We start from the raw sequence: 18932 nt of genomic DNA, 5'->3' as shown, positions 1-18932 counted from the left end.
CATCCCGTAACGTCGCTGCTCATGGTATTTCGGTCAGCAGGACCGCCGCTCCGTATCGGAGTGGTCGGCAACGGTAATCGCGGCATCATCGCGAAGACGGCCGCCGAGCTGGACGGCGATGCCCGCGTCGTCGCGGCGTGTGATCCGCTGCCCACGGCGCACGCGCGCGCGAAGGAGCGGTTCGGCCCCGACGTGCTGACCACCTCCTCGCTGTCCGAGCTGATCGCGACCGGGCTCGACGCCGCGTTCGTGACCTCGCCCGACCATCTCCATGCCGACCAGGCCTGCGCCCTGCTCGAAGCGGGCGTCGCGGTCTTCGTGGACAAGCCGATGGCGACCACGCTCGAGGACTGCGACCGGATGCTGGCCACCGCGCGTCGCACCGGCAGCCGCCTCTACGTCGGGCACAACATGCGGCACATGCCGGTGATCCGATTGATGCGCGATCTCGTCGTGGACGGTCGGATCGGCGAGGTCAAGGCGATCTGGTGTCGCTACTTCGTCGGCGACGGCGGCGACCGCTTCTTCAAGGACTGGCACGCCGACCGCTCCAAGGTGAACTCCCTGCTGTTACAGAAGGGCGCGCACGACATCGACGTCATCCACTGGCTGGCGGGCGGCTACACCCGCCGGGTCAGCGCGATGGGCGGCCTGTCGGTCTACGGCGGCATCACCGACCGGCGCGACCGCACCGGCGAGCTGATCACCGACTGGATCGACCGGAAGAACAACTGGCCGCCGCTGGCGCAGACCGGACTCAATCCCGTCGTCGACGTCGAGGACGTGTCGATGATGACCATGGCGCTGGACAACGGCGTGTACGCCACGTACTCGGAATGTCATTTCACCCCGGACTACTGGCGCAACTACACCGTCATCGGCACCGAGGGGCGCATCGAGAACTTCGGTCTCGGGCACGAGGGCGTGGTGCGCCTGTGGAATCGGCGCACCGAGTTCGACGCCGAGGGGCACGAGGAGTTCCCGATTCCCGAGGCCGAAGGCGGGCATCACGGCGCGGACCCCGCGCTGCTGCGGGAGTTCCTGGCCTTCGTCCGGACCGGCGTGCCGACCGACACCTCCCCGGTGGCGGCGCGGGAGGCCGTCGCGGCGGGCGCACTGGCGACCGAGTCGATGCGCACCACCGGCTCCGCGCTGGACGTGCCCCCGCTCGACCCGGAGCTGGTCCGCTATTTCGAGGAGGGACAGCGGTGAGCGAGACGACATCCGGATCGGACCTCGACGTCGGTGTGCAGCTCTACTCGGTCCGCGAGCTGCTGGCGACCGACCGGGCCGCGACCTTCGCCGCGCTGGCGGCGGGCGGGATCGGTTTCCTCGAGCCCTACGACGTGATCTCGGACCCTGGCGGACTCCGAGCCGACGCCGAGGCGGCAGGTCTGGCGATCCGCAGCGCGCATGTGAAGATCCCGGCCGACCTCGCGGAGCTGCCCGCGCTGGCGGACACCGTCGCCGGGCTCGGCGCCGACACCCTCGTGGTGCCGCGCTCGGAGCCCGCCGAATGGTCGACCTCGGCCGACATCGGGCGCGTCGCCGATCGGCTGGCCCTGGTGATCGACATCGCCGCCGGGGCGGGACTGCGCGTGGCCTATCACAATCACCACTGGGAGGCGGGCCCGCTCGCCGACGGCCGCAGCGGGCTGCTGGAGCTGCTGGCGGCGGCGCCGAGCGAGCTGCTGTTCCAGCTCGACCTCTACTGGGCCCACGTGGGCGGCGCGGACGTCGTCGAGCTGATCCGCGCGCTGGGTCCCCGGCTGCACTCCGTGCACGTCAAGGACGGTCCCGGCATCGTCGAGGGCGATCAGACGGTGCTCGGCCGGGGCGTGCTGGGGCTGGCCGCGATGCTGGCCGAGGTCCCGGCCTCGGCCGCGCGAATCCTGGAGATCGACCGGTGCGCCGATCCGGTCCTGGATGTGCTGGTGGCTAACAGGGCGGCGCTGCCCGCCATGGACTCCCGGGTGTCGGAGGTGTCGTCATGACTCAGGCAGGTGCGGATCGGCTGCGCGTCGGCGTCGTCGGCTGCGGCACGATCAGCCGGGCCTATCTGGAGAACCTGATCAGGATTCCGTCGGTGCGGGTGGTCGCCTGCGGCGATCTCCTGCCGGAACGGGCCGCCGAGGCGGCGGCCCTCGCAGGCGTCGACGTCTGGGGCGGGCCCGAGACCGTCGTCGGCAGTCCCGACGTCGACCTCGTCCTGAACCTCACGATCCCCGCCGTGCACGCCGAGGTGGCCGAGGCGGCGCTCGCCGCCGGGCAGCACGTCTACGGCGAGAAGCCGATCGCGAATTCCCGCGCGGAGCTGGCCGGTCTCGTTGCCGCCGCCGAACGGGCGGATCGGCGGCTGGGCAGCGCCCCGGACACGTTCCTCGGGGCGGGGGTCCAGTCCGCGATCCGCTTCATCCAGGCGGGCGGCATCGGCCGTCCACTGTCGGCGGTCGTCAGTTGCCAGGGACCGGGCCCCGAGAGCTGGCATCCGGCACCGGAGTTCCTCTTCGCGGCGGGCGGCGGCCCCTTACTCGACATGGGCCCGTACTACGTGACCGCGCTGGTCGCGATGCTCGGGCCGGTGGAGCGGGTCTCCGCGGTGGCGCGGCAGGCCTGGTCGGAGCGGGTCATCGGGTCGGGCCCGCGTGCCGGGACGAGGTTTCCCGTCGTCGCGCCCACCCACACCTCCGCGCAGATCGAGCTGGCCTGCGGCGCGGTCGTCACCGCCGTCTTCAGCTTCGACACCGCCCTGCGTCGGCAGGGGGTGCTGGAGGTGAACGGGACCGAGGGGACGCTTCGACTGCCCGACCCCAACCGCTTCGACGGAGTGCTGCGACTACGCAGGCCGGGAGCGCAGGAGTGGGAGGACCTGCCCACCGTCGGTGCGACGCTCGGGCGGGGGCTCGGCGTCGCGGAGATGGCCGAGGCGATCCGAGCGGGCAGGCCGCATCGGGCGGACGCCCGGCTGGCGGGGCACGTGCTCGACACGCTGTTGAGCATCGGCGAATCGGCGGAGCAGGCGCGGTTCGTGCCCGTTACGTCACGGTGTGCGAGCCCTGCGCCGCTCGGTGACGACTGGAGTCCGCTCGCGGGCGCGGACCCGACGCCGTAGGCAACGAGCCCGACGCCTCTTCGTAACGCAAGAGCCCGGTGCTGCTATTGCGGCAACCGTTTGCGGTCGGTAGGTTCACTGCATCGTCCGGTCATGGGAACCGCGTTTCTACTGCGAGTTCAGGAAAATCATGTGACTGCGGGCTTGCCGGGTGGCGACAAGGATTGTGCGAGCCAGCGCCGTGTCGACGTCGATGCAGCAATGGTTTGGCACAGGTATGGAGGAGTCTCGATGACAGAGCGGACCACGGTATCGCGCAGAGCGCTGCTGAAGTTCGGTGGCGGGGCGACGGCCGCCGTCGCACTGTTCGGGATCTCGGCGTGCACCGGCGATGAGGCCCCGAATCCATTCGGCGACACCGCAGGCGGCGACCCGGACGCGCTGGAGTCGCCGCTGCTGGCCGAGCGGGTCGCGGCAGGCGAGCTGCCGCCGCTGACCGAGCGGCTTCCGGTCAATCCGCTGGTGGTGGAGCCCTGGGAGAGCACCGGACGCTTCGGCGGCACCATCCGGCGGGCCCAGACCGACGCCCTGGACAACGGAATCCTCCAGGCCTTCGCGGGCGTCGGGCTGTTGGAGTGGAACAAGGCGGCCGACGCCTCCCAGCCCAGCCTCGCCGAGACCTTCGAGAAGAGCGACGACAACCGCGTCTACACCTTCGTGCTGCGCGAGGGCCTGCGCTGGTCGGACGGCGAGCCCTTCACCTCGGCGGATGTGCTCTTCACCGTGGACCGCTTCCTGAAGAACGACGTGTTCTGGCCGGGCCCGCCGTTCTGGTTCTCCGACGCGGGACAGCAGCGCCCCGAGGTGGAGACGCCCGACGAGCGCACCGTCGTCATCACCTTCGAGCGGCCCTTCGCGCTGTTCGAGAAGTTCCTCTGTCATCCGGCGGTGAGCTACCAGTTCATCAAGCCCCGCCACTACCTCGAGCAGTTCCACCCCGACGTCACCGACCGGGCGGTCGTCGACGAGGCCGCCTCGGCGGCGGGCTTCGACTCCTGGGACCAGTACTTCGCCGACCGGGACAACTGGTGGACCAACCCGGAACGGCCGGTCATGGGCGCCTTCATGGTGACCAGCTCCGCCTCGGGCGGCAGCGGCACCGCCGAGCTGGAGCGCAACCCGTACTACTACAAGACCGACCCGGACGGCAGGCAGCTGCCGTACGTCGACCACGTCCAGGTCCAGGTGCTCGAACAGGACGCACTCGACCTGCGCGCCGCCAACGGCGACCTGGACATGCAGGGACACTTCCTCGGTTACAACACCACCCAGGTGTACGTGCAGAACGCGGAGAGCCGGGGCTTTGAGGTCCTGCGCTGGCAGGCGACGGCCAGCCTGCTGTCGATCTGCCCGAACCTCTCGCATCAGGACCCGGTGCTGCGGGAGGTGCTCGCCGACGTCCGGGTGCGGGCGGCCCTCTCCCACGCGATCGACCGCGAGGAGATGAACACGACCCTGCTCGGCGGGCTGGGCGTCGCCCGCCATCCGCTCGCCACCGAGGACTCCGACTACTACGTCGAGGGCGGCGGGCAGCGCTTCCTCGACTACGACGTCGCCGAGGCGGAGCGGCTGCTCGACGAGGCGGGCCTCGCCGACCGCAACGGCGCCGGGACCAGGCTGCTGCCCGACGGCAGGCCCTTCGAGCTGGTGCTGCTGTACGTCGCGAACGACTCGGGCGTTCCGCAGACCGACGCCTTCGAGATGGTCCGGCGCAACTGGGCCGAGATCGGCGTCTCCATCGTCGTACGGCCGGTCGACGGCACCCTGTACACCGAGCTGCGGGCGAGCAACGACTTCGACCTGGACGGCACCACGATGCCGGAGAACGACTGGGACCTGGAACCGGTGTGGTTCATCCCCACCGCCAGCAACAGTCACACCGCACCCGGCTACGGCCAGTGGTACTCCAGCGGCGGCACGGAGGGCATCGAGCCGACCGACGAGATCAAGCAGCTCATGGACGAGTGGGACGCCCTGCGCACGGCCGAGAACGACGAGGCCCGCATCGAGTCCGGCCGCGCGATCATGCGGCAGCACGACGAGAACGTCTACGCGATCGGACTGCTCAAGCTGCCCTTCCAACCGATCGTCGTGAACAACGGGCTGCGCAACGTCCGCGACGACGATCCGGCGCTGTCGTTCTATTACGGCAGAGAGGGCATCTCGAAGCCGGAGCAGATGTACTTCTCCGAGCCGACCTCCTGAGCGGATCTACTGATGCTGCGCTTCATCATCATGCGGGTCCTGCATGTGATCCCGACGCTGGTCGCGATCTCCGTGATCGCCTTCTTCATCATCCAACTCCCGCCGGGCGACTTCCTCACCACGCAGATCGCCTCCCTGGAGGCGCAGGGACAGAGCCTGGACCCGGCACAGCTCGACGCACTGCGCGCCAGGTACGGCATCGGCGATCCGTTCTGGGTGCAGTACTGGAAGTGGATCAGCAACATCCTGCTGCACGGCGACTTCGGCCTGTCGTTCCAGTTCCAACGGCCGGTGTCGGCGCTCATCGCGGAGCGGTTGCCGCTGACCCTCGCACTCGGCGTCGCCACCCTGCTGTTCACCTGGGCGATCGCGCTGCCCGCCGGGGTCTACTCGGCCATGAAGCAGCACTCCTTCGGCGACTACACGATCTCGGGCATCGGCTTCATCGCCCTGGCGGTGCCGAACTTTCTCGCCGCGCTCGTGTTGGCCTACCTGGGCTTCGAACTGTTCGGGCAGAGCGTCGGCGGACTGTTCTCGCCGGAGATGGTCAACGCGCCGTGGAGCATGGCGAAGTTCGTCGACCTGCTGGAGCACCTGTGGATTCCGGTGCTGGTCATCGGCCTCGCGGGCACCGCAGGGGTCATCAGGGTGACCAGGGCGAACATGCTCGACGAGCTGAACAAGCCCTATGTCACCACGGCTAGGGCCAAGGGGCTCTCCGAGGGGCGGCTCGTGACCAAGTATCCGTTGCGGATCGCGATGAACCCGTTCATCTCGACGGCGGGCTGGCATCTGCCCTCGCTGTTCGACGGCGAGATCATCGTGGCCCAGGTGCTGGCCCTGAGCACCATCGGGCCGCTGCTGCTGACCGCGCTGAGGTCGCAGGACATGTACCTGGCGGGCGGCATCATCCTGATCATCGCCGTGCTGACGGTGATCGGGACGCTGCTCTCCGACATCCTGCTCGCGGCGGTCGATCCCCGCGTCCGATTCGGAAAGGCGTGAGGCCGACATGACGAGCGGACCACCGCCCGAGGACGTCGAGACACCGGACGAGATCGCGACCCAGACCGGCAGGAGCGCGGGAGAGGTCACCGCCGCCTCGCAGTGGAAGCTGATCTGGTGGCGCTTCCGCAAGCATCGGATGGCGATGGTCGGCCTGTACGTGATGGTGGCGATGTACCTCGTCGCCGCCTTCGCGGGCTTCTTCGCCCCGTTCTCCACCGACTCCTACAGCGCCGAGCACGCCTACCAGCCGCCGCAGCTGCCCAAGTTCTCCTTCTCGGAGGGCCTCTACGTCCATCCGACCTCGGGCTCCACCGATCTGGAGACGCTGGCCCGCGTGTTCGAGGAGGACACCAGCCGCGTCGTCGAACTCGGCTTCTTCGTCCGGGGTGACGAGTACTCGATCCTCGGGCTGTTCGACGCCGACATCCACCTCTTCGGGCCGACGGACCCGACCGAGCGCTTCTACCTGCTCGGGGCCGACCGCTCGGGCGCCGACCTCCTGTCGAAGATCATCTACGGCTCGCAGATCTCCCTGTCCCTCGGCTTGGCAGGGGTGGCGATCTCCCTGCTGCTGGGGCTGATCCTCGGCGGGATATCCGGCTACTTCGGCGGCTGGATCGACACGGTGATCCAACGGCTGATCGAGCTGATCATGTCGATTCCGACGCTGCCGCTCTGGTTGGGACTGGCCGCCGCCGTCCCGCCGCAGTGGGGGCCGGTCCGCACCTACTTCATGATCACGATCATCCTCTCGCTGCTGGGCTGGACCAGCCTGGCCAGGGTGATCCGAGGCAGGCTGCTCCAGACCCGCAGCGAGGACTACGTCATGGCGGCCCGCTTCGACGGCGTCAAGACCCGACGCATCATCTCCCGGCACATGCTGCCGTCCTTCGCCTCGCACATCATCGCGACGGTGAGCCTGGCCGTGCCGACGATGATCCTGGCCGAGACCTCGCTGTCCTTCCTCGGACTGGGGCTGCGGGCCCCGGCCGTCTCGTGGGGCGTGCTGCTTCAGGACGCCCAGAACGTGCAGACGGTCGCGACGGCGCCGTGGCTCATGCTCCCCGGCCTGGCGGTGGTGGTCGCCGTCGTGGCCTTCAACTTCGTCGGCGACGGGCTGCGTGACTCCGCCGACCCCTACGGCAGGAGAGCACCGTGATCTGGCGACGGAGATCAGCCGAGGAGGACCGTCGCGGCGGTCTGCGCGCCGCGACGGTGCCCGCGTCGGAACTACGCGACCCGGCCGCGATCCTGGACATCCAGGGCCTGCGCACCACCTTCCACACCGACGAGGGCGCGGTGCACGCCGTCGACGGGATCGATCTCCTCGTCCGGCGGGCGAAGACGACCTGCATCGTCGGCGAGTCCGGCTCGGGCAAGTCCGCCACCGCGCGATCGGTGATCCAGGTGGTCGACAACCCCGGGCGGATCGAGGCGGGCCGCATCCTGCTGCGCGCCGAGCCCGACGGCGACGTCGTCGACATGGCGGCACTGGACCAGAAGGGACCGGCGATCCGCTCGATCCGCGGCCGGGACGTCGGACTCGTCTTCCAGGAGCCGATGTCCTCGCTGAGTCCGGTGCACACCATCGGCAACCAGATCAGCGAGATGCTGGCGATCCACGAGAAGGTCAAGCCCAAGACGGTGCGGGACCGGGTCGTCCAGGAGCTGGAGCGGGTCGGCATCCCCCGCCCGGAGGAGCGGATCGACGCCTACACCTTCCAGCTCTCCGGCGGGATGCGGCAACGGGCCATGATCGCGATGGCGCTGGCCTGTCGTCCCTCGTTGCTCATCGCGGACGAGCCGACCACCGCGCTCGACGTCACGACCCAGGCGCAGATCCTCGACCTGCTGGCCGAGCTGAAGGAGTCGATGGGGATGACGATGATGTTCATCACCCACGATCTCGGCGTGGTCGCCGAGATCGCCGACGAGGTCGTGGTGATGCGGCACGGCAGGGTGGTCGAGCAGGGCAGCGTCGACGCGATCTTCCACGATCCGCAGGCCGAGTACACCAAGGAGCTGCTCGCCTCGCTGCCCGGCCGCTCGTCGGCCTCGGCTCGGCGTGCGGCCGACGGGCCTGCCGCTGGGGAGCCTGCTGCTGCGGAGCCTGCTGCTGCGGGGTCGGCTACAGCGGAGCCGGACGCGCCGGAGCGGGCGACGCGGCAGCCTGCCACGCCGGGCCCCGCGATCGTCGAGAACCGGGACGCACCGCAGGTCTCCGGTGCAGGCGGCGAGACGACGGACGTGCCGTTGCTGCGCATCGACGACCTGGCGATGGAGTTCGGCGCCGTCTCCGGCTCGGTGTTCGGCGGCAGGCGCCGCCGCGAGGTGGTACGGGCCGTGGACGGCGTCTCGCTCGACATCCCGGAGGGGACCACCGTCGGCCTCGTCGGCGAATCGGGCTGTGGGAAGACGACGCTGGGCCGTTGCGTCATGCGCGCGTATCAGCCGACCAGGGGCAGGCTGCTCTATCGCCAGGACGACGGCACCCAGGTCGACCTGGCCACGCTGAACGAGAAGCGCCTGCTGCCCTACCGGCGGCAGATCCGCATGGTCTTCCAGGACCCCTACGGCTCGCTCAACCCCCGGATGACGATTCGGCAGGTGATCGGCGAGCCGCTGCGCGCGGCGGGAATCGCCTCGGGTTCGGAGCTGTCCGACCGGGTCGAGGCGATGCTGGAGCGCGTCGGGCTGAAGCGATCGGTGATCAACCGCTATCCGCACGCCTTCTCCGGCGGGGAACGGCAGCGGATCGGCATCGCCCGCGCGCTGATCACCGAACCCCGCCTGGTCATCGCCGACGAGGCGGTGTCCGCCCTGGACGTGTCGGTGCGGACCCAGATCCTGGAGCTGCTGGCCGACCTCCAGTCGGAGTTCGGGCTGACCTACCTGTTCATCTCCCACGACCTCTCGGTCGTCGAGCGGGTCTGCGATCGCCTCGCCGTCATGTACTTCGGCACCATGGTGGAACAGGGCGTCGCCGCCGAGGTCTTCGAGAACCCGAGGCACGACTACACGCGCGCGCTGCTCTCGGCGGTGCCGGTGGCCGATCCCCGGCTTCGGGGTTCGCGGCAGCGGATCGTCTATCGGCCCGACGGAGCGGAGTCGGCGGCCTGATCGGCGCCGGACGGCCCCCCGGACCGGAGCGTGTCGATCAGGGTGTCGGCCAGCACGCGATGGCCCGCTCCACCGGGGTGGATCGGATCGGCCAGCCACTCGTCGAGACGCGCGGTCGGGGCCGTCCAGGTCGCGTGGTGGTCGACCAGCAGGCAGCCGTGCTCGGCGGCGAGCGCGCGCACGGCCGCCGCGTAGGCCGCGATCGACGGGGCCTGCACCGCCGAGGACGACACGCCGGGCGGCGTCTGGAGTACCACGGCGCCGCCCTGTTCGTGGATGCGCTGGATGACCGCGCCGTAGTCCCGGCGGAAGTCCGCGAGTCCGACCGCGCCCTCCCTGGCGTCGTTGGTGCCGAGGCCGATGACGACGACGTCGGGGGAGAACCGCAGCACGGCGTGGTCCAGGGCCGCGCGCAGCGCGGGAATCCGCCAGCCGCTGACGGCCGTGTTGATCACCACGTCGGCACGGCGCGCCGACGTGTACCGGAGCCACTCGGTGAACAACTCGACATAGCCGCGTTCGACTCCCGTCCAGTGGACGGCGGCGACGATGCTGTCTCCGGTGAAGACCCAGTCCAGCGGCGTGCCGTGCGCCAGCGCGGTCCTGATGCGTCGCCCGTCCACGCTCATCGGTCGGCCGTCCGCAGCCGGTCGCCGAGCATTCGCTCCAGCCTGCGGGTCGAGGCGATCCCGGCCAGGCCGGGCACGAGGGCCTGCCACCCGCCGCGCCCCTCGTCGTGCAGGCGCTCGGTGCGGATGCGGTCGGTGTCGACGATCGGGTCGGTCACGGTCACGGAGGCGACGGCGGGATCGACCACGGCCGCCAGCAGGGCATGAAAGGCGCCGAGGCCGTAGCCGTGCAGGTGGACGGGACTGTGTTCGGTGAGTCGGGGATGTCTGCGGCGCAACGGCTCCTCCCTCCGCAGCACGTCGACGGCCCGCAGCACGTCGAAGGTGCGGGCGGCGGCCAGACTGTCGTCGAGCCACAGCAGGTCGCAGCCGAGCTTGTAGACCGCGCTCGCCTGATCCTCGGCGGGCAGGCCGTCCCGGTCGTGGACGGCGAGCGCACCCTGTCCGCGCACGTCGACGACGACGACCAGGCCGGCCAGCCTCGTCACCGGATGGTCGGCGGTGAGTTCGGCGGTGCCCTCGTGCAGCAGCACCACGTGCAGCGGCCCCGGCGTGTCGGGCCGGGCCGGTAGTACCACCCCCGCACCCCAGAGGTCTCGCTCCGCTCGCCAGAAGACGTGGTCGGTGCCCTCGGGGCCGGGCAGCCACCGGGTCTGCGGTCGGGGCGGCACGTCGCGGTGCGCCTGCACCCTGGCGGTGAGCCAGTCGCGTACCTGCTCGTCGGCGAGCGGCATGGCCTGCGCCGGTGCCGTGGTCCGCGTCAGATCGGGCAGGAGCCGAGCAGCGCCGCCCGGCTCCAGTGCGAGTTGCCCGCTGTCCGTGCAGCGCAGCGACGCCGGCGGCAGGACGGCGGTGGGTGTGGGGAGCGGTGCGGGGTCCGTCGAGGTGACCTCGGGCCGGGAGTCGCGGGGCCGGGTCTCGTCGTCGCGGCCCCGCCCGGGTGCGCCCTCCCGTGCGGTGTCCGTCGCCGGAGCCGACAGCACCTCGGTGAAGAACGCCACGGCCGCTGCCGCCAGCTGCGACCCGTACCGGTGCGTCGTCGGCGCCGTGACCAGCCGCAACGCCTCGGCCGCACCGAGAAGATCGTAGATCCGCCGGGCGCGGGCCACCGACTCCACGGTCGCCTCGTAGGGGAAGAAGTCGTACTCGGCGGCCAGCACGCACACGGGCCGAGGCGCCATGACCGCCAGCAGGTCGTCGTGGTCGACGCCCGCCTCGGTGCCGCCGAGCAGGATCTGCTCGGCGTCCTGCCGCTGGCCGGACCACAGATAGCCCCGCCTGCCGCAGACGTAGGTGCCGGGCGCCGCCGCCGCGATCCGGGGTTCCACGGCCATCAGAAGCGTGCACAGCATTCCGCCGCCGCTGTTGCCCGTCACGCCGATGCGCGCGGGATCGACCTCGGGCAGCGAGGCGAGCAGATCGACGGCGCGGCGGGCGTCGTGGACGAAGTAGCGGGCGGCCGACTGGCCGAGCCACCAGCTCTGCACCCCCGCATAGGTGTGCTCGGCGGTGCCCGGCGCGACGGCGGCGGTGCCGTCCGGTCGCAGGTATCCGTGGCGCTCGCCCTGCCCGAACGGGTCGAAGATCAGAACGACGAATCCCGCGGCGGCCAGGCTGCGGCAGACGTGCTGATATTCGGGATCGGCCTTGGCGAGATCGCTGTGACCGCAGGTGACGAGGATCGCGGGCCTGCGGGCCGTCGCGGTCCCGCCTGCGGTCGTCGGCTCGGCCGCATCGACGAGCCCGGTCTCGGCGGGGCGGTACAGGGTGGCGGGGACCACGACGCCCGGCAGGCTCTCGAAGGTCAGCCGGTCGATGCGACACGACTCGGCGTCGACGGAGCCGAGCCACCGGACGCCGAGCGGATGCTCGGAGACGGGCAGTCCGCCGACGCCTCGGTGGACGGCCGCACGCACCCGCTCCTGATACGCGGCGACGTCGGCGGGCGTGGCGACGCCGTCGGTGACCGCCCGCCACTCGTCGATGCGGCGCTCGGTGCGGGCGTACACCTGGCGTAGCAGGTCCAACGAGGCGTCGTGATACCCGTCCAGGTTGGGTCTGAACCCGAGATCAGTCATCGCCGAGGACGATACCGCAACCGCTTGTTTAATCAATAGGACCAGGTAGTGTGCCATCCGTTGACGAACGGCACTGACATGCCAGCACGCGTTTGCAAGGGAGTGTCCTCAGTGGTGTCCCACCGGAGATACGTCGTCTGCGGCCTGTCCAACCGAGGCCTGGCCAGCTTCGTCCGACCCCTGCTCGGCGCGAGGGGAGGCAGCGACTCCGTCCTCGGCTTCGGCGCGGGCGACGAGGACTTCTCCGCGCACGGCGACCTGGTGGGCATCGTCGACCCCGACGCCGCTCGCGTGGCGGCCTTCAACGACTCCCTGCTGCCCGCCGGTCATCCGCCCGTACCGAGGTTCGCCCCGGACCGCTTCGACGAGATGGTGCGGCAGACCTCGCCCGACGTCGTCATCGTCACGGCACCGGACCACACCCACGTCGACTACATCGTGGCCGCGCTGGAACGGGGGATCGACGTCGTCGCGGAGAAGCCGATGGTCTCCACCGCCGCCCAGGCCGCGCGGGTTCTCGCGGCCGAGAAGGCGTCGTCCGCGACTGTCCTGGTCACCCACAACCTGCGCTACACCCAGCGGCATCGGCAGATCAAGAAGCTGATCCGCGCGGGCGCGGTGGGCAGACCGACCCACGTGACCCTGGACTACCACGTCGACGTCCGCCACGGAGCCAGCTACTTCCTGCGCTGGAACCGGCGCCGCGAGTACTCCGGCGGGCTCTCGGTGCACAAGAGCACCCACCATCTGGACCTGGTGTCCTGGTGGCTCGACGACACCCCCGAGCAGGTCTTCGCCCTCGGCGGGCGCAACTACTACGGGCCGGACAGCCCGCACCGGCCTCGGGACGCCGAGGGCCAGCCGTACGAGGGGGCGCAGCTGCGGGCACACGACCCCTACTACCAGGCCCAACTCGGCAGCGGCGCCTTCCACGCCGACGCCGAGTCGGACCGGCTCGGACTCTTCGGCCTCGGCTACGCCCACCAGTACCCGGCGGGCCGCGATCTCTACCTGTACGACGAGGAGATCGACATCGAGGACACCTACAGCGCGCTGCTCGCCTACCGGCGCGGGGCCAGCCTCGCCTACACGATCGACTTCTCCTCGCCATGGGAGGGATATCGGCTGGTCGTCAACGGCACCCACGGACAGCTGGAGACCACCACGGGACGGCTGCCCGGCGGCGAGCCGCTGCCGGGGTCCTCGGTCATCACCCACCGCCCGCTCTTCGGCCCGCCCTCGACGATCGACGTCGACACCGTGAGCGGCGGACATGAGGGCGCCGATCCGCTGCTGCGCCACGACGTCTTCGTCGGCCCGACCCGCGAGTCCGTCGAGCTGGGCCTGGTGGCCTCCGCCGAGGAGGGCGCCTCGGCGGTCGCAGCGGGCGAGGCGGTGTGGCGTTCGATCGCCGAGCGACGCCCGATCGCCCCTGCGGAGCTGCTGCGCACGGCGGGATAGTCCTCCTCGCGGGATCGGCCCCGAGCATCGTCGCGTCGACCGAAGTCCACACTGGACTGAGCAGGCGAACGAGCGGACGACGCCGAGGTCCCGGCAGCCGGGTGAGATCGATCGCGGGAGCCTGTCGATTTCGCGCCGCCCCGTTCGTCGTCGAAGTGGGACGACAATGAGGGAAGGACAGCCTGATGGCTCAGTACGCGGTACTCATCTACGAGCGTGAGACGCCGAACGGGGTCGCAGACATGCCGCCGGAGGTCATGGCGGCGCATGTGCGGGTTCCGGAGCGGATTTAGGAGCTCGGGGGCCGGATCGTCAGCTCCTACGCGACGCAGCCGACCGCGACCGCCACGTCGATCCGCGCCGACGCGGCTCGGCAGACGTCGGGAGGCCGCCGACTCCTCTCGCGCCGCGTGGGAACTGGCGGACAACGATGCGGAGCGGGACTATCTGGCCGCTCGCTGGGAAGCATGTCGACCCGGTGATCCGCGTGCTCGGCGGGTGCTCGTGGGCGATCCGCCGGGCACGGCGGCCCCGGCAGATCACCGTCACCCGACCTGCCTGCTGACGGCACCGACCCCGGTCGGCACCGGCGCCGATCTTCGTCGACGTGGCCGTGGGCCGCCGCAGGCGAGACCGGCTAGCCGACGGCCGTCGGCAGAGGTCGGGACCGAGGCCGGAAGAGCAGCAGCGCCGCCACCGCGCAGCCCAGGAAGAGCACCGCGCTCGCGAGGAAGGGCACGGCGAGCCCGAAGACGCCCGCGAGGACGCCGCCGAGCGCGCTGCCCAGCGCCAGACCGAGGAGTCCCAGCAGCTTGGATGCCGCGTTGACGCGGCCCCGGTAACGGTCGAGCACGAGCCGTTGCCGCAGCGAGCTGACGCAGACTCCCCACAGCACGGCATGCAGGATGTACGCGGCCAGCAGCACCGCCGCGAGCCAGGGTGACGTCGTCCCGGCCAGCCCCGCCATCGAGGCCGCGCCGAGCAGCAGGCTTCCGGCGATCGTCCATCGGTAGCCGATCCGGGCCCGGATCGGCGCGGCGACGAGGGAGCCGAGCAGGCCCCCGAGCGCGGAGACGGCCAGGATCACGCCGTAACCGGTGGGCGTCACGTCGAGTACGTCCGCCGCGTAGACCACCAGGATCGCGAAGGGCGCCATGTAGGCGATGCTCGTCACCCCGCCGATGATCGCGAGCGGGCCGAGGAGTCGGTCGCCCGCCAGCCTGCGCGCGCCCTGCATCGTGTCGGCCCAGAGCGAGCCGCGAGCGGGCCGTGCCGCCGGGCGCGGCCGACGCGGTGTCCGGGGCAGCGCCAGGAAGAGGAGCCCGGCCACCGCGTAGAACGCGCTGGCCACTGAGATCGGCAGCGCCACCGCGATACCGAACAGCAGCCCGCCCAGCGGCGGCCCGACGAACTCGTCGGCGATGAGCTGTGCCGCCGAGATGCGGCCGTTGGCGCGGTCGAGGTCTCGGGAGGAGACCAGCGCGGGCACGACCGCCTGCGCCGCGTTGTCCGCCGCGACCTCCACGATGCCCACCAGCGCGATCGCCAGATACAGCACCGGGATCGAGCCGAACCCGGCGAGCAGCAGGACGGACAGCCCGCCCAGCGCGACGGCCCGGATCAGATTGGTTGACCACAGGATCGTCCGGCGGTCCCACCGATCGACCAGCGCCCCGATCGGCAGGACGACGCAGAGCCGGACGGCCGCGTAGACCGTCGACAGACCGGCCACCAGCAGCGGGTCCTGGGTCAGCGTCGCGGCGATCAACGGCAGCGCGACGAACATCAGTCCGTCGCTGAGGTTGCCCGCGGCGTTTCCGGCCCACAGCGTGCGAAACGACGCGGTCAACGGCATCGGCGGACCCTACGCGACGCGATGGCGCCCACTCCAGCGGTTTTCCCGTGCGTGGCAGGCCGATATGCCACCCGAGTCGCGGCTCCTCGGGTGCGCCGCGCGCTCGGCATGTCCGACGTCGGCGGGCTGCCCCTGCCCCGCCCTCGTCGTCCGAGACCAGCACCTGGTGATGAGAGGTACGGCATGCGCCGTTCGCCTGTGCGAGGTACTGGGCTGCTGAGTGAAGAGGGGAGTTGAACCCCTGCGCTGCCCACCACGCACCAGGAGGAGTCGGAAGACCGCCGACCCTCGGCTGGTGCTCGCCTCTCGAACGACTACCTGCTGCCGCCGAGTCGGACATGCCGATCAGTCCAGCAGGTCGACCTCCCAGTTGCTGCGCTGGATCGCCACGTCCACTGTGCGGATCTCCTGGGCGACCCGGTCGGCCTGTGCCCGCAGTTCGGCGACGGGCAGAGCGGCGAGGAACAACAGCTCCGAACGAAGCTGTCGGCCGCCGCCTCGGCGATCCCGCCGCCCGGCTGCCGCATCGGCGGCGTCGGTGATGACGCTGTGGCGCAGCCGCAGGCCGTCGCGGTGTGCGAGCGCGTCGGTGATCGTGCCGTCGCCCAGTCGCGTCGCGGAGTTGGTGCGGTTAATCCGGCGGATCAGCGACTCCAGCTCGGCACAGGCCTGCTCAGCCTCGGCGAGCAGATCGGCCGCATTCTCCGCCGGGGTCTCGCCCTCCTGATAACGGGCGTTGTCGATGATGCGGGCCCGCACCTGTTCGATCCGGCGGGCCGTCTCGGCACGCACCGCGAGCGCCTCGCCCAGCTTCATCACGGCCTCCTCGGTCCTGGGGCGCCGATCCTGCCACAGCGCGAGGCCGACGGGCGGTGGCGAGGGCGACGGCCTGCGGCGCGGGTCGGCGCGCGTACCGCCCCGCTCGGCCGGAGTGTCGCGTTGGTGACGAGCGAGCCCGGCCCTGCTGCCGGGGCGCGTCGGCCGGTCCCGATGGACGAGGTCGGGCGGGTGCGCCTCGCGGCCCCGAATCACTCCGGCGCCGCCCCGACGTCGTCCTCGGCCTGCGGTCGGCTCGCGGGCAGGGCACTCGCGGGACGCACGGCCGGGGCGAGGAAGGCAGCGGCGCCCACGAAGACCAGGACGACGATCATCGCCCCGCGCAGGCCGTACTGATCGCCCAGGAACCCGAGCAGCGGCGGCCCGACGAGGAAGGCGACGTAGCCCGCCGTGGCCACGGCAGCGACCCGACCGGCCGGATCGTGCGGGGAGTCGCCTGCCGCCGAGATGCTGACCGGGAAGCCGAGCGAGGTCCCCAGGCCCCAGAAGACCACGGCCAGCCCGGCGAGGACCGGATTTCCCGCGAAGATCACCAGCGCCAGTCCGATCACGCCGAAGATCGCGCTCGCCCGCACCACGGCGACCCGGCCGAACCGGCTCAGGAAGAACCCGCCGGAGAAACGACCGATGGTCATCGACGCGGCGAAGCCTGCGAAGACGAGCGAGCCCGAGGCGGCGTCGAAGCCGTGCCCGTCCACCATGAGCAGGGGCAGCCAGTCGTTCGCCGCCCCCTCGGCCAGCGCCATCGCGAGCACGATGAGCCCGATCAGCACCAGCCGGGCGTCCCGCCAGACGGCCAGCGGAGCCCTCGGCGCCGTGGACGCGTCGGCGGCGCGCGGCTTGATGCCCGTGCCCGCCGGAATGGCGTGCACGGCCCAGATCGCGGCCGGGATCGTCACGAGCGCGACCAGCGTCAGGTGCAGCGCCACCGGGAAGTCGGTCGCGGTGAGACCGATGCCCACGACCGCGCCCGCGACGGTGCCGAGGCTGAAACAGCCGTGCAGCGTGGTCAGCAGCGGACGGCCCTGGATCTGTTCGACGACCGAGCCTTCGATGTTGACGGCGATCTCGGCGGAGCCCATCCCGCCGCCGAAGAACGCGAGTCCCGCCGCGACGACGACCGCGATCGAGGTCGCCGCGCCGACCGCGATCGTGGCCATGCCCGCGATCATCAGCGCCAGCCCGACGGCGGTGACCGGCCGAGTCCCGAAGCGGCGTACCAGGGGGCCCGCGCTGAGGATGCCCGTCATCGATCCGATGGACAGGCCGAACAGCACCAGACCCATCTCGCCGGTCGACGCGCCGAGGATGTCGCGGATCGCGGGCGTACGGGTGATCCAGGACGACATGGAGATTCCGGGAATGAAGAAGGCGAGGAGCAGGGCTAAGCGGCGTCTGCGCAGGGCGGAGTCCATGAGAGGCCTTCGGTCGCGGCGGGCTGGGTGGCAGGCAAGCCGGGTCGGGCCGGTCGGCCGAGTCGGGCGGGCCGGGGGGCCGGGGGGGGCAGCCGGGCGAGCGGCTCGGTGAGTGTACAAACGTACATTCGCGAGCGAAGGGTACCCGCGAGGGCGGCGCGTGAGAAGATCTCGGCGAGGTGCGACTGATCGAGGAGGGTCGCCGTGTCCAGTCCCGCGCGTCGCCCGCCCGACCCGGGACGTCGTGATCGGATCATCGAGGCGGCCCTCGACGTCATCGCCGAGCGCGGGGTGGCGGGCACGACGCACCGCAGGATCGCGGCGGCGGCCGGAGTCCCGCTCGGCTCGATGAGCTACTACTTCACCGGGATGGACGAGGTCCTGTTCGAGGCCTTCACTCAGCTGACCCGTTCGATGTCCCGTCGCTACCGCCGCCTGCTGGTCGAGGCGCGGACCCGCGAGCAGGCAGGCGCCGCCGTCGTCGAGATCATCGCCGGGACCGCGTACGGGACGCCCCGGGAACAGCGGCTCACCCTGGAGCTCTACGCGTACACCTCGCGACGGCCGCAGCTGATCGAGGTGATGCGGGACTGGATGGCGGCCAGCCGCGCCAGCCTGAGCACGCACTTCTCCGAACGCACGGCCCGTGCCCTCGACGCACTCGTCGAGGGCCTGACCATCCACGACTCGATGGACTCCACGCCGATGCGCCGCTCCGACGTCGCCGCCATCGTCGAGGCGATCATCCGGCTCGACGACGAGACAATGTGAGTGCCTGACGGCCCTGTCTCGGCGCGGGTGGTGGGCGGGCCGTTGTTCGGCACGGCGCCCCCTCGGCGTCGCCGCAGGCACTAGCCCTCATCGGCTCGATCAGCCTGACGCGGGGATCGCGGTGTTCCAGGTTTCCCAGGCCCGGCCCGGGGACCGGCGCGCTCCTCGCCGAGGCGGCTCACTGGGTCGACCACGGTGGACGCGAGTCGGTCGGACCGGGACGCGGATCACCGTTCCCGCGTGATCAGCCGCAGCGCCGTCGCTGCGGGGCGAGCCACCTGCGGGGGCCGCGAGGCCACCCTGCCCGACTTCGTGTAGTAGTTGTTTAGTTTCCCACGGTAGGAATCCGAAGTGTCCCGTTCACCGGCGGCGACGACCGGATCGCCTGCGGCGCCGCGGTGAACGTGGAGACGATTCACGCCAGCGACGGGAGAGTCCTGC

15 protein-coding genes are annotated in these 18932 nt (G+C 71.0%); 9 read left to right on the top strand and 6 right to left on the bottom strand.

Annotated features, from left to right (window positions below):
- The first annotated feature begins 21 nt into the window (after positions 1-21).
- The 7 genes from UA74_RS22250 (at position 22) to UA74_RS22220 (ending at position 9445) form a co-directional block, all read left to right on the top strand.
- The gene (locus UA74_RS22250) at positions 22-1212 is read left to right on the top strand and encodes a Gfo/Idh/MocA family protein (RefSeq protein WP_075741984.1); all 1191 of its coding nucleotides are present in this window, start codon (positions 22-24) and stop codon (positions 1210-1212) included.
- Positions 1209-1994, top strand: a complete 786-nt coding sequence (locus tag UA74_RS22245; RefSeq protein ID WP_075765372.1) for a sugar phosphate isomerase/epimerase family protein — start codon at positions 1209-1211, stop codon at positions 1992-1994. Before UA74_RS22250 ends, UA74_RS22245 begins: the two co-directional genes overlap by 4 nt.
- Positions 1991-3112 carry a Gfo/Idh/MocA family protein gene (locus UA74_RS22240; protein ID WP_075741982.1) on the top strand — a complete coding sequence of 374 codons (1122 nt, stop codon included), beginning with the start codon at positions 1991-1993 and terminating at the stop codon, positions 3110-3112. Before UA74_RS22245 ends, UA74_RS22240 begins: the two co-directional genes overlap by 4 nt.
- Positions 3113-3343: 231 nt before the next feature.
- Positions 3344-5317, top strand: coding sequence for an ABC transporter substrate-binding protein (locus UA74_RS22235; RefSeq protein ID WP_075741981.1), 1974 nt, complete (start codon positions 3344-3346; stop codon positions 5315-5317).
- 12 nt (positions 5318-5329) lie between these two features.
- The gene (locus UA74_RS22230; protein ID WP_075741980.1) at positions 5330-6322 is read left to right on the top strand and encodes an ABC transporter permease; all 993 of its coding nucleotides are present in this window, start codon (positions 5330-5332) and stop codon (positions 6320-6322) included.
- Positions 6323-6329: 7 nt separating this feature from the next.
- Positions 6330-7484: an ABC transporter permease gene (locus UA74_RS22225; protein ID WP_083683487.1), complete on the top strand. Its 1155-nt coding sequence runs from the start codon at positions 6330-6332 to the stop codon at positions 7482-7484.
- Positions 7481-9445, top strand: coding sequence for a dipeptide ABC transporter ATP-binding protein (locus UA74_RS22220; protein WP_075765370.1), 1965 nt, complete (start codon positions 7481-7483; stop codon positions 9443-9445). Before UA74_RS22225 ends, UA74_RS22220 begins: the two co-directional genes overlap by 4 nt.
- Here UA74_RS22220 and UA74_RS22215 read toward each other — a convergent pair.
- Positions 9412-10074 carry an SGNH/GDSL hydrolase family protein gene (locus UA74_RS22215; protein WP_083683485.1) on the bottom strand — a complete coding sequence of 221 codons (663 nt, stop codon included), beginning with the start codon at positions 10072-10074 and terminating at the stop codon, positions 9412-9414. The genes UA74_RS22220 and UA74_RS22215 overlap by 34 nt on opposite strands.
- Positions 10071-12152 (bottom strand): alpha/beta hydrolase family protein, encoded by a 2082-nt coding sequence (locus tag UA74_RS22210; RefSeq protein ID WP_075741977.1) that lies wholly within the window; start codon positions 12150-12152, stop codon positions 10071-10073. The genes UA74_RS22215 and UA74_RS22210 overlap by 4 nt, the downstream gene beginning before the upstream one ends.
- A gap of 114 nt (positions 12153-12266) precedes the next feature.
- Between UA74_RS22210 and UA74_RS22205 the strand changes: the two genes are divergently transcribed.
- Positions 12267-13613: a Gfo/Idh/MocA family oxidoreductase gene (locus UA74_RS22205; protein WP_198042817.1), complete on the top strand. Its 1347-nt coding sequence runs from the start codon at positions 12267-12269 to the stop codon at positions 13611-13613.
- A 637-nt stretch (positions 13614-14250) separates the two neighbouring features.
- On the opposite strand, the gene UA74_RS22200 is transcribed toward UA74_RS22205, so the two are convergent.
- From UA74_RS22200 to UA74_RS22190, 3 genes are all read right to left on the bottom strand, one after another.
- The gene (locus UA74_RS22200) at positions 14251-15468 is read right to left on the bottom strand and encodes an MFS transporter (RefSeq protein WP_075765368.1); all 1218 of its coding nucleotides are present in this window, start codon (positions 15466-15468) and stop codon (positions 14251-14253) included.
- Between the two features lie 345 nt (positions 15469-15813).
- The gene (locus UA74_RS22195; RefSeq protein WP_075741974.1) at positions 15814-16284 is read right to left on the bottom strand and encodes a DIP1984 family protein; all 471 of its coding nucleotides are present in this window, start codon (positions 16282-16284) and stop codon (positions 15814-15816) included.
- 212 nt (positions 16285-16496) lie between these two features.
- The gene (locus UA74_RS22190) at positions 16497-18029 is read right to left on the bottom strand and encodes an MFS transporter (protein ID WP_232237369.1); all 1533 of its coding nucleotides are present in this window, start codon (positions 18027-18029) and stop codon (positions 16497-16499) included.
- Between UA74_RS22190 and UA74_RS22185 the strand changes: the two genes are divergently transcribed.
- Complete coding sequence (locus UA74_RS22185) at positions 17925-18491, top strand: TetR/AcrR family transcriptional regulator (RefSeq protein WP_075741972.1); 567 nt, start codon at positions 17925-17927, stop codon at positions 18489-18491. The genes UA74_RS22190 and UA74_RS22185 overlap by 105 nt on opposite strands.
- 227 nt (positions 18492-18718) lie before the next feature.
- On the opposite strand, the gene UA74_RS32320 is transcribed toward UA74_RS22185, so the two are convergent.
- Positions 18719-18910 carry a hypothetical protein gene (locus tag UA74_RS32320; RefSeq protein WP_157434378.1) on the bottom strand — a complete coding sequence of 64 codons (192 nt, stop codon included), beginning with the start codon at positions 18908-18910 and terminating at the stop codon, positions 18719-18721.
- Between the last annotated feature and the right edge of the window lie 22 nt (positions 18911-18932).

The organism is Actinoalloteichus fjordicus, from assembly GCF_001941625.1.
Lineage (GTDB): Bacteria > Actinomycetota > Actinomycetes > Mycobacteriales > Pseudonocardiaceae > Actinoalloteichus_A > Actinoalloteichus_A fjordicus.
This window is presented reverse-complemented; position numbering and strand designations above follow the sequence as displayed.

What these genes read in the sequence shown, in the direction of transcription:
- UA74_RS22235 (WP_075741981.1), top strand. Translation starts at nt 3,344, where the DNA reads ATGACAGAGCGGACCACGGTATCGCGCAGAGCGCTGCTGAAGTTCGGT.
- UA74_RS22225 (WP_083683487.1), top strand. Translation starts at nt 6,330, where the DNA reads ATGACGAGCGGACCACCGCCCGAGGACGTCGAGACACCGGACGAGATC.
- UA74_RS22230 (WP_075741980.1), top strand. Translation starts at nt 5,330, where the DNA reads ATGCTGCGCTTCATCATCATGCGGGTCCTGCATGTGATCCCGACGCTG.
- UA74_RS22200 (WP_075765368.1), bottom strand. Translation starts at nt 15,468, where the DNA reads ATGCCGTTGACCGCGTCGTTTCGCACGCTGTGGGCCGGAAACGCCGCG.
- UA74_RS22240 (WP_075741982.1), top strand. Translation starts at nt 1,991, where the DNA reads ATGACTCAGGCAGGTGCGGATCGGCTGCGCGTCGGCGTCGTCGGCTGC.
- UA74_RS22250 (WP_075741984.1), top strand. Translation starts at nt 22, where the DNA reads ATGGTATTTCGGTCAGCAGGACCGCCGCTCCGTATCGGAGTGGTCGGC.
- UA74_RS22215 (WP_083683485.1), bottom strand. Translation starts at nt 10,074, where the DNA reads ATGAGCGTGGACGGGCGACGCATCAGGACCGCGCTGGCGCACGGCACG.
- UA74_RS22210 (WP_075741977.1), bottom strand. Translation starts at nt 12,152, where the DNA reads ATGACTGATCTCGGGTTCAGACCCAACCTGGACGGGTATCACGACGCC.
- UA74_RS22195 (WP_075741974.1), bottom strand. Translation starts at nt 16,284, where the DNA reads ATGAAGCTGGGCGAGGCGCTCGCGGTGCGTGCCGAGACGGCCCGCCGG.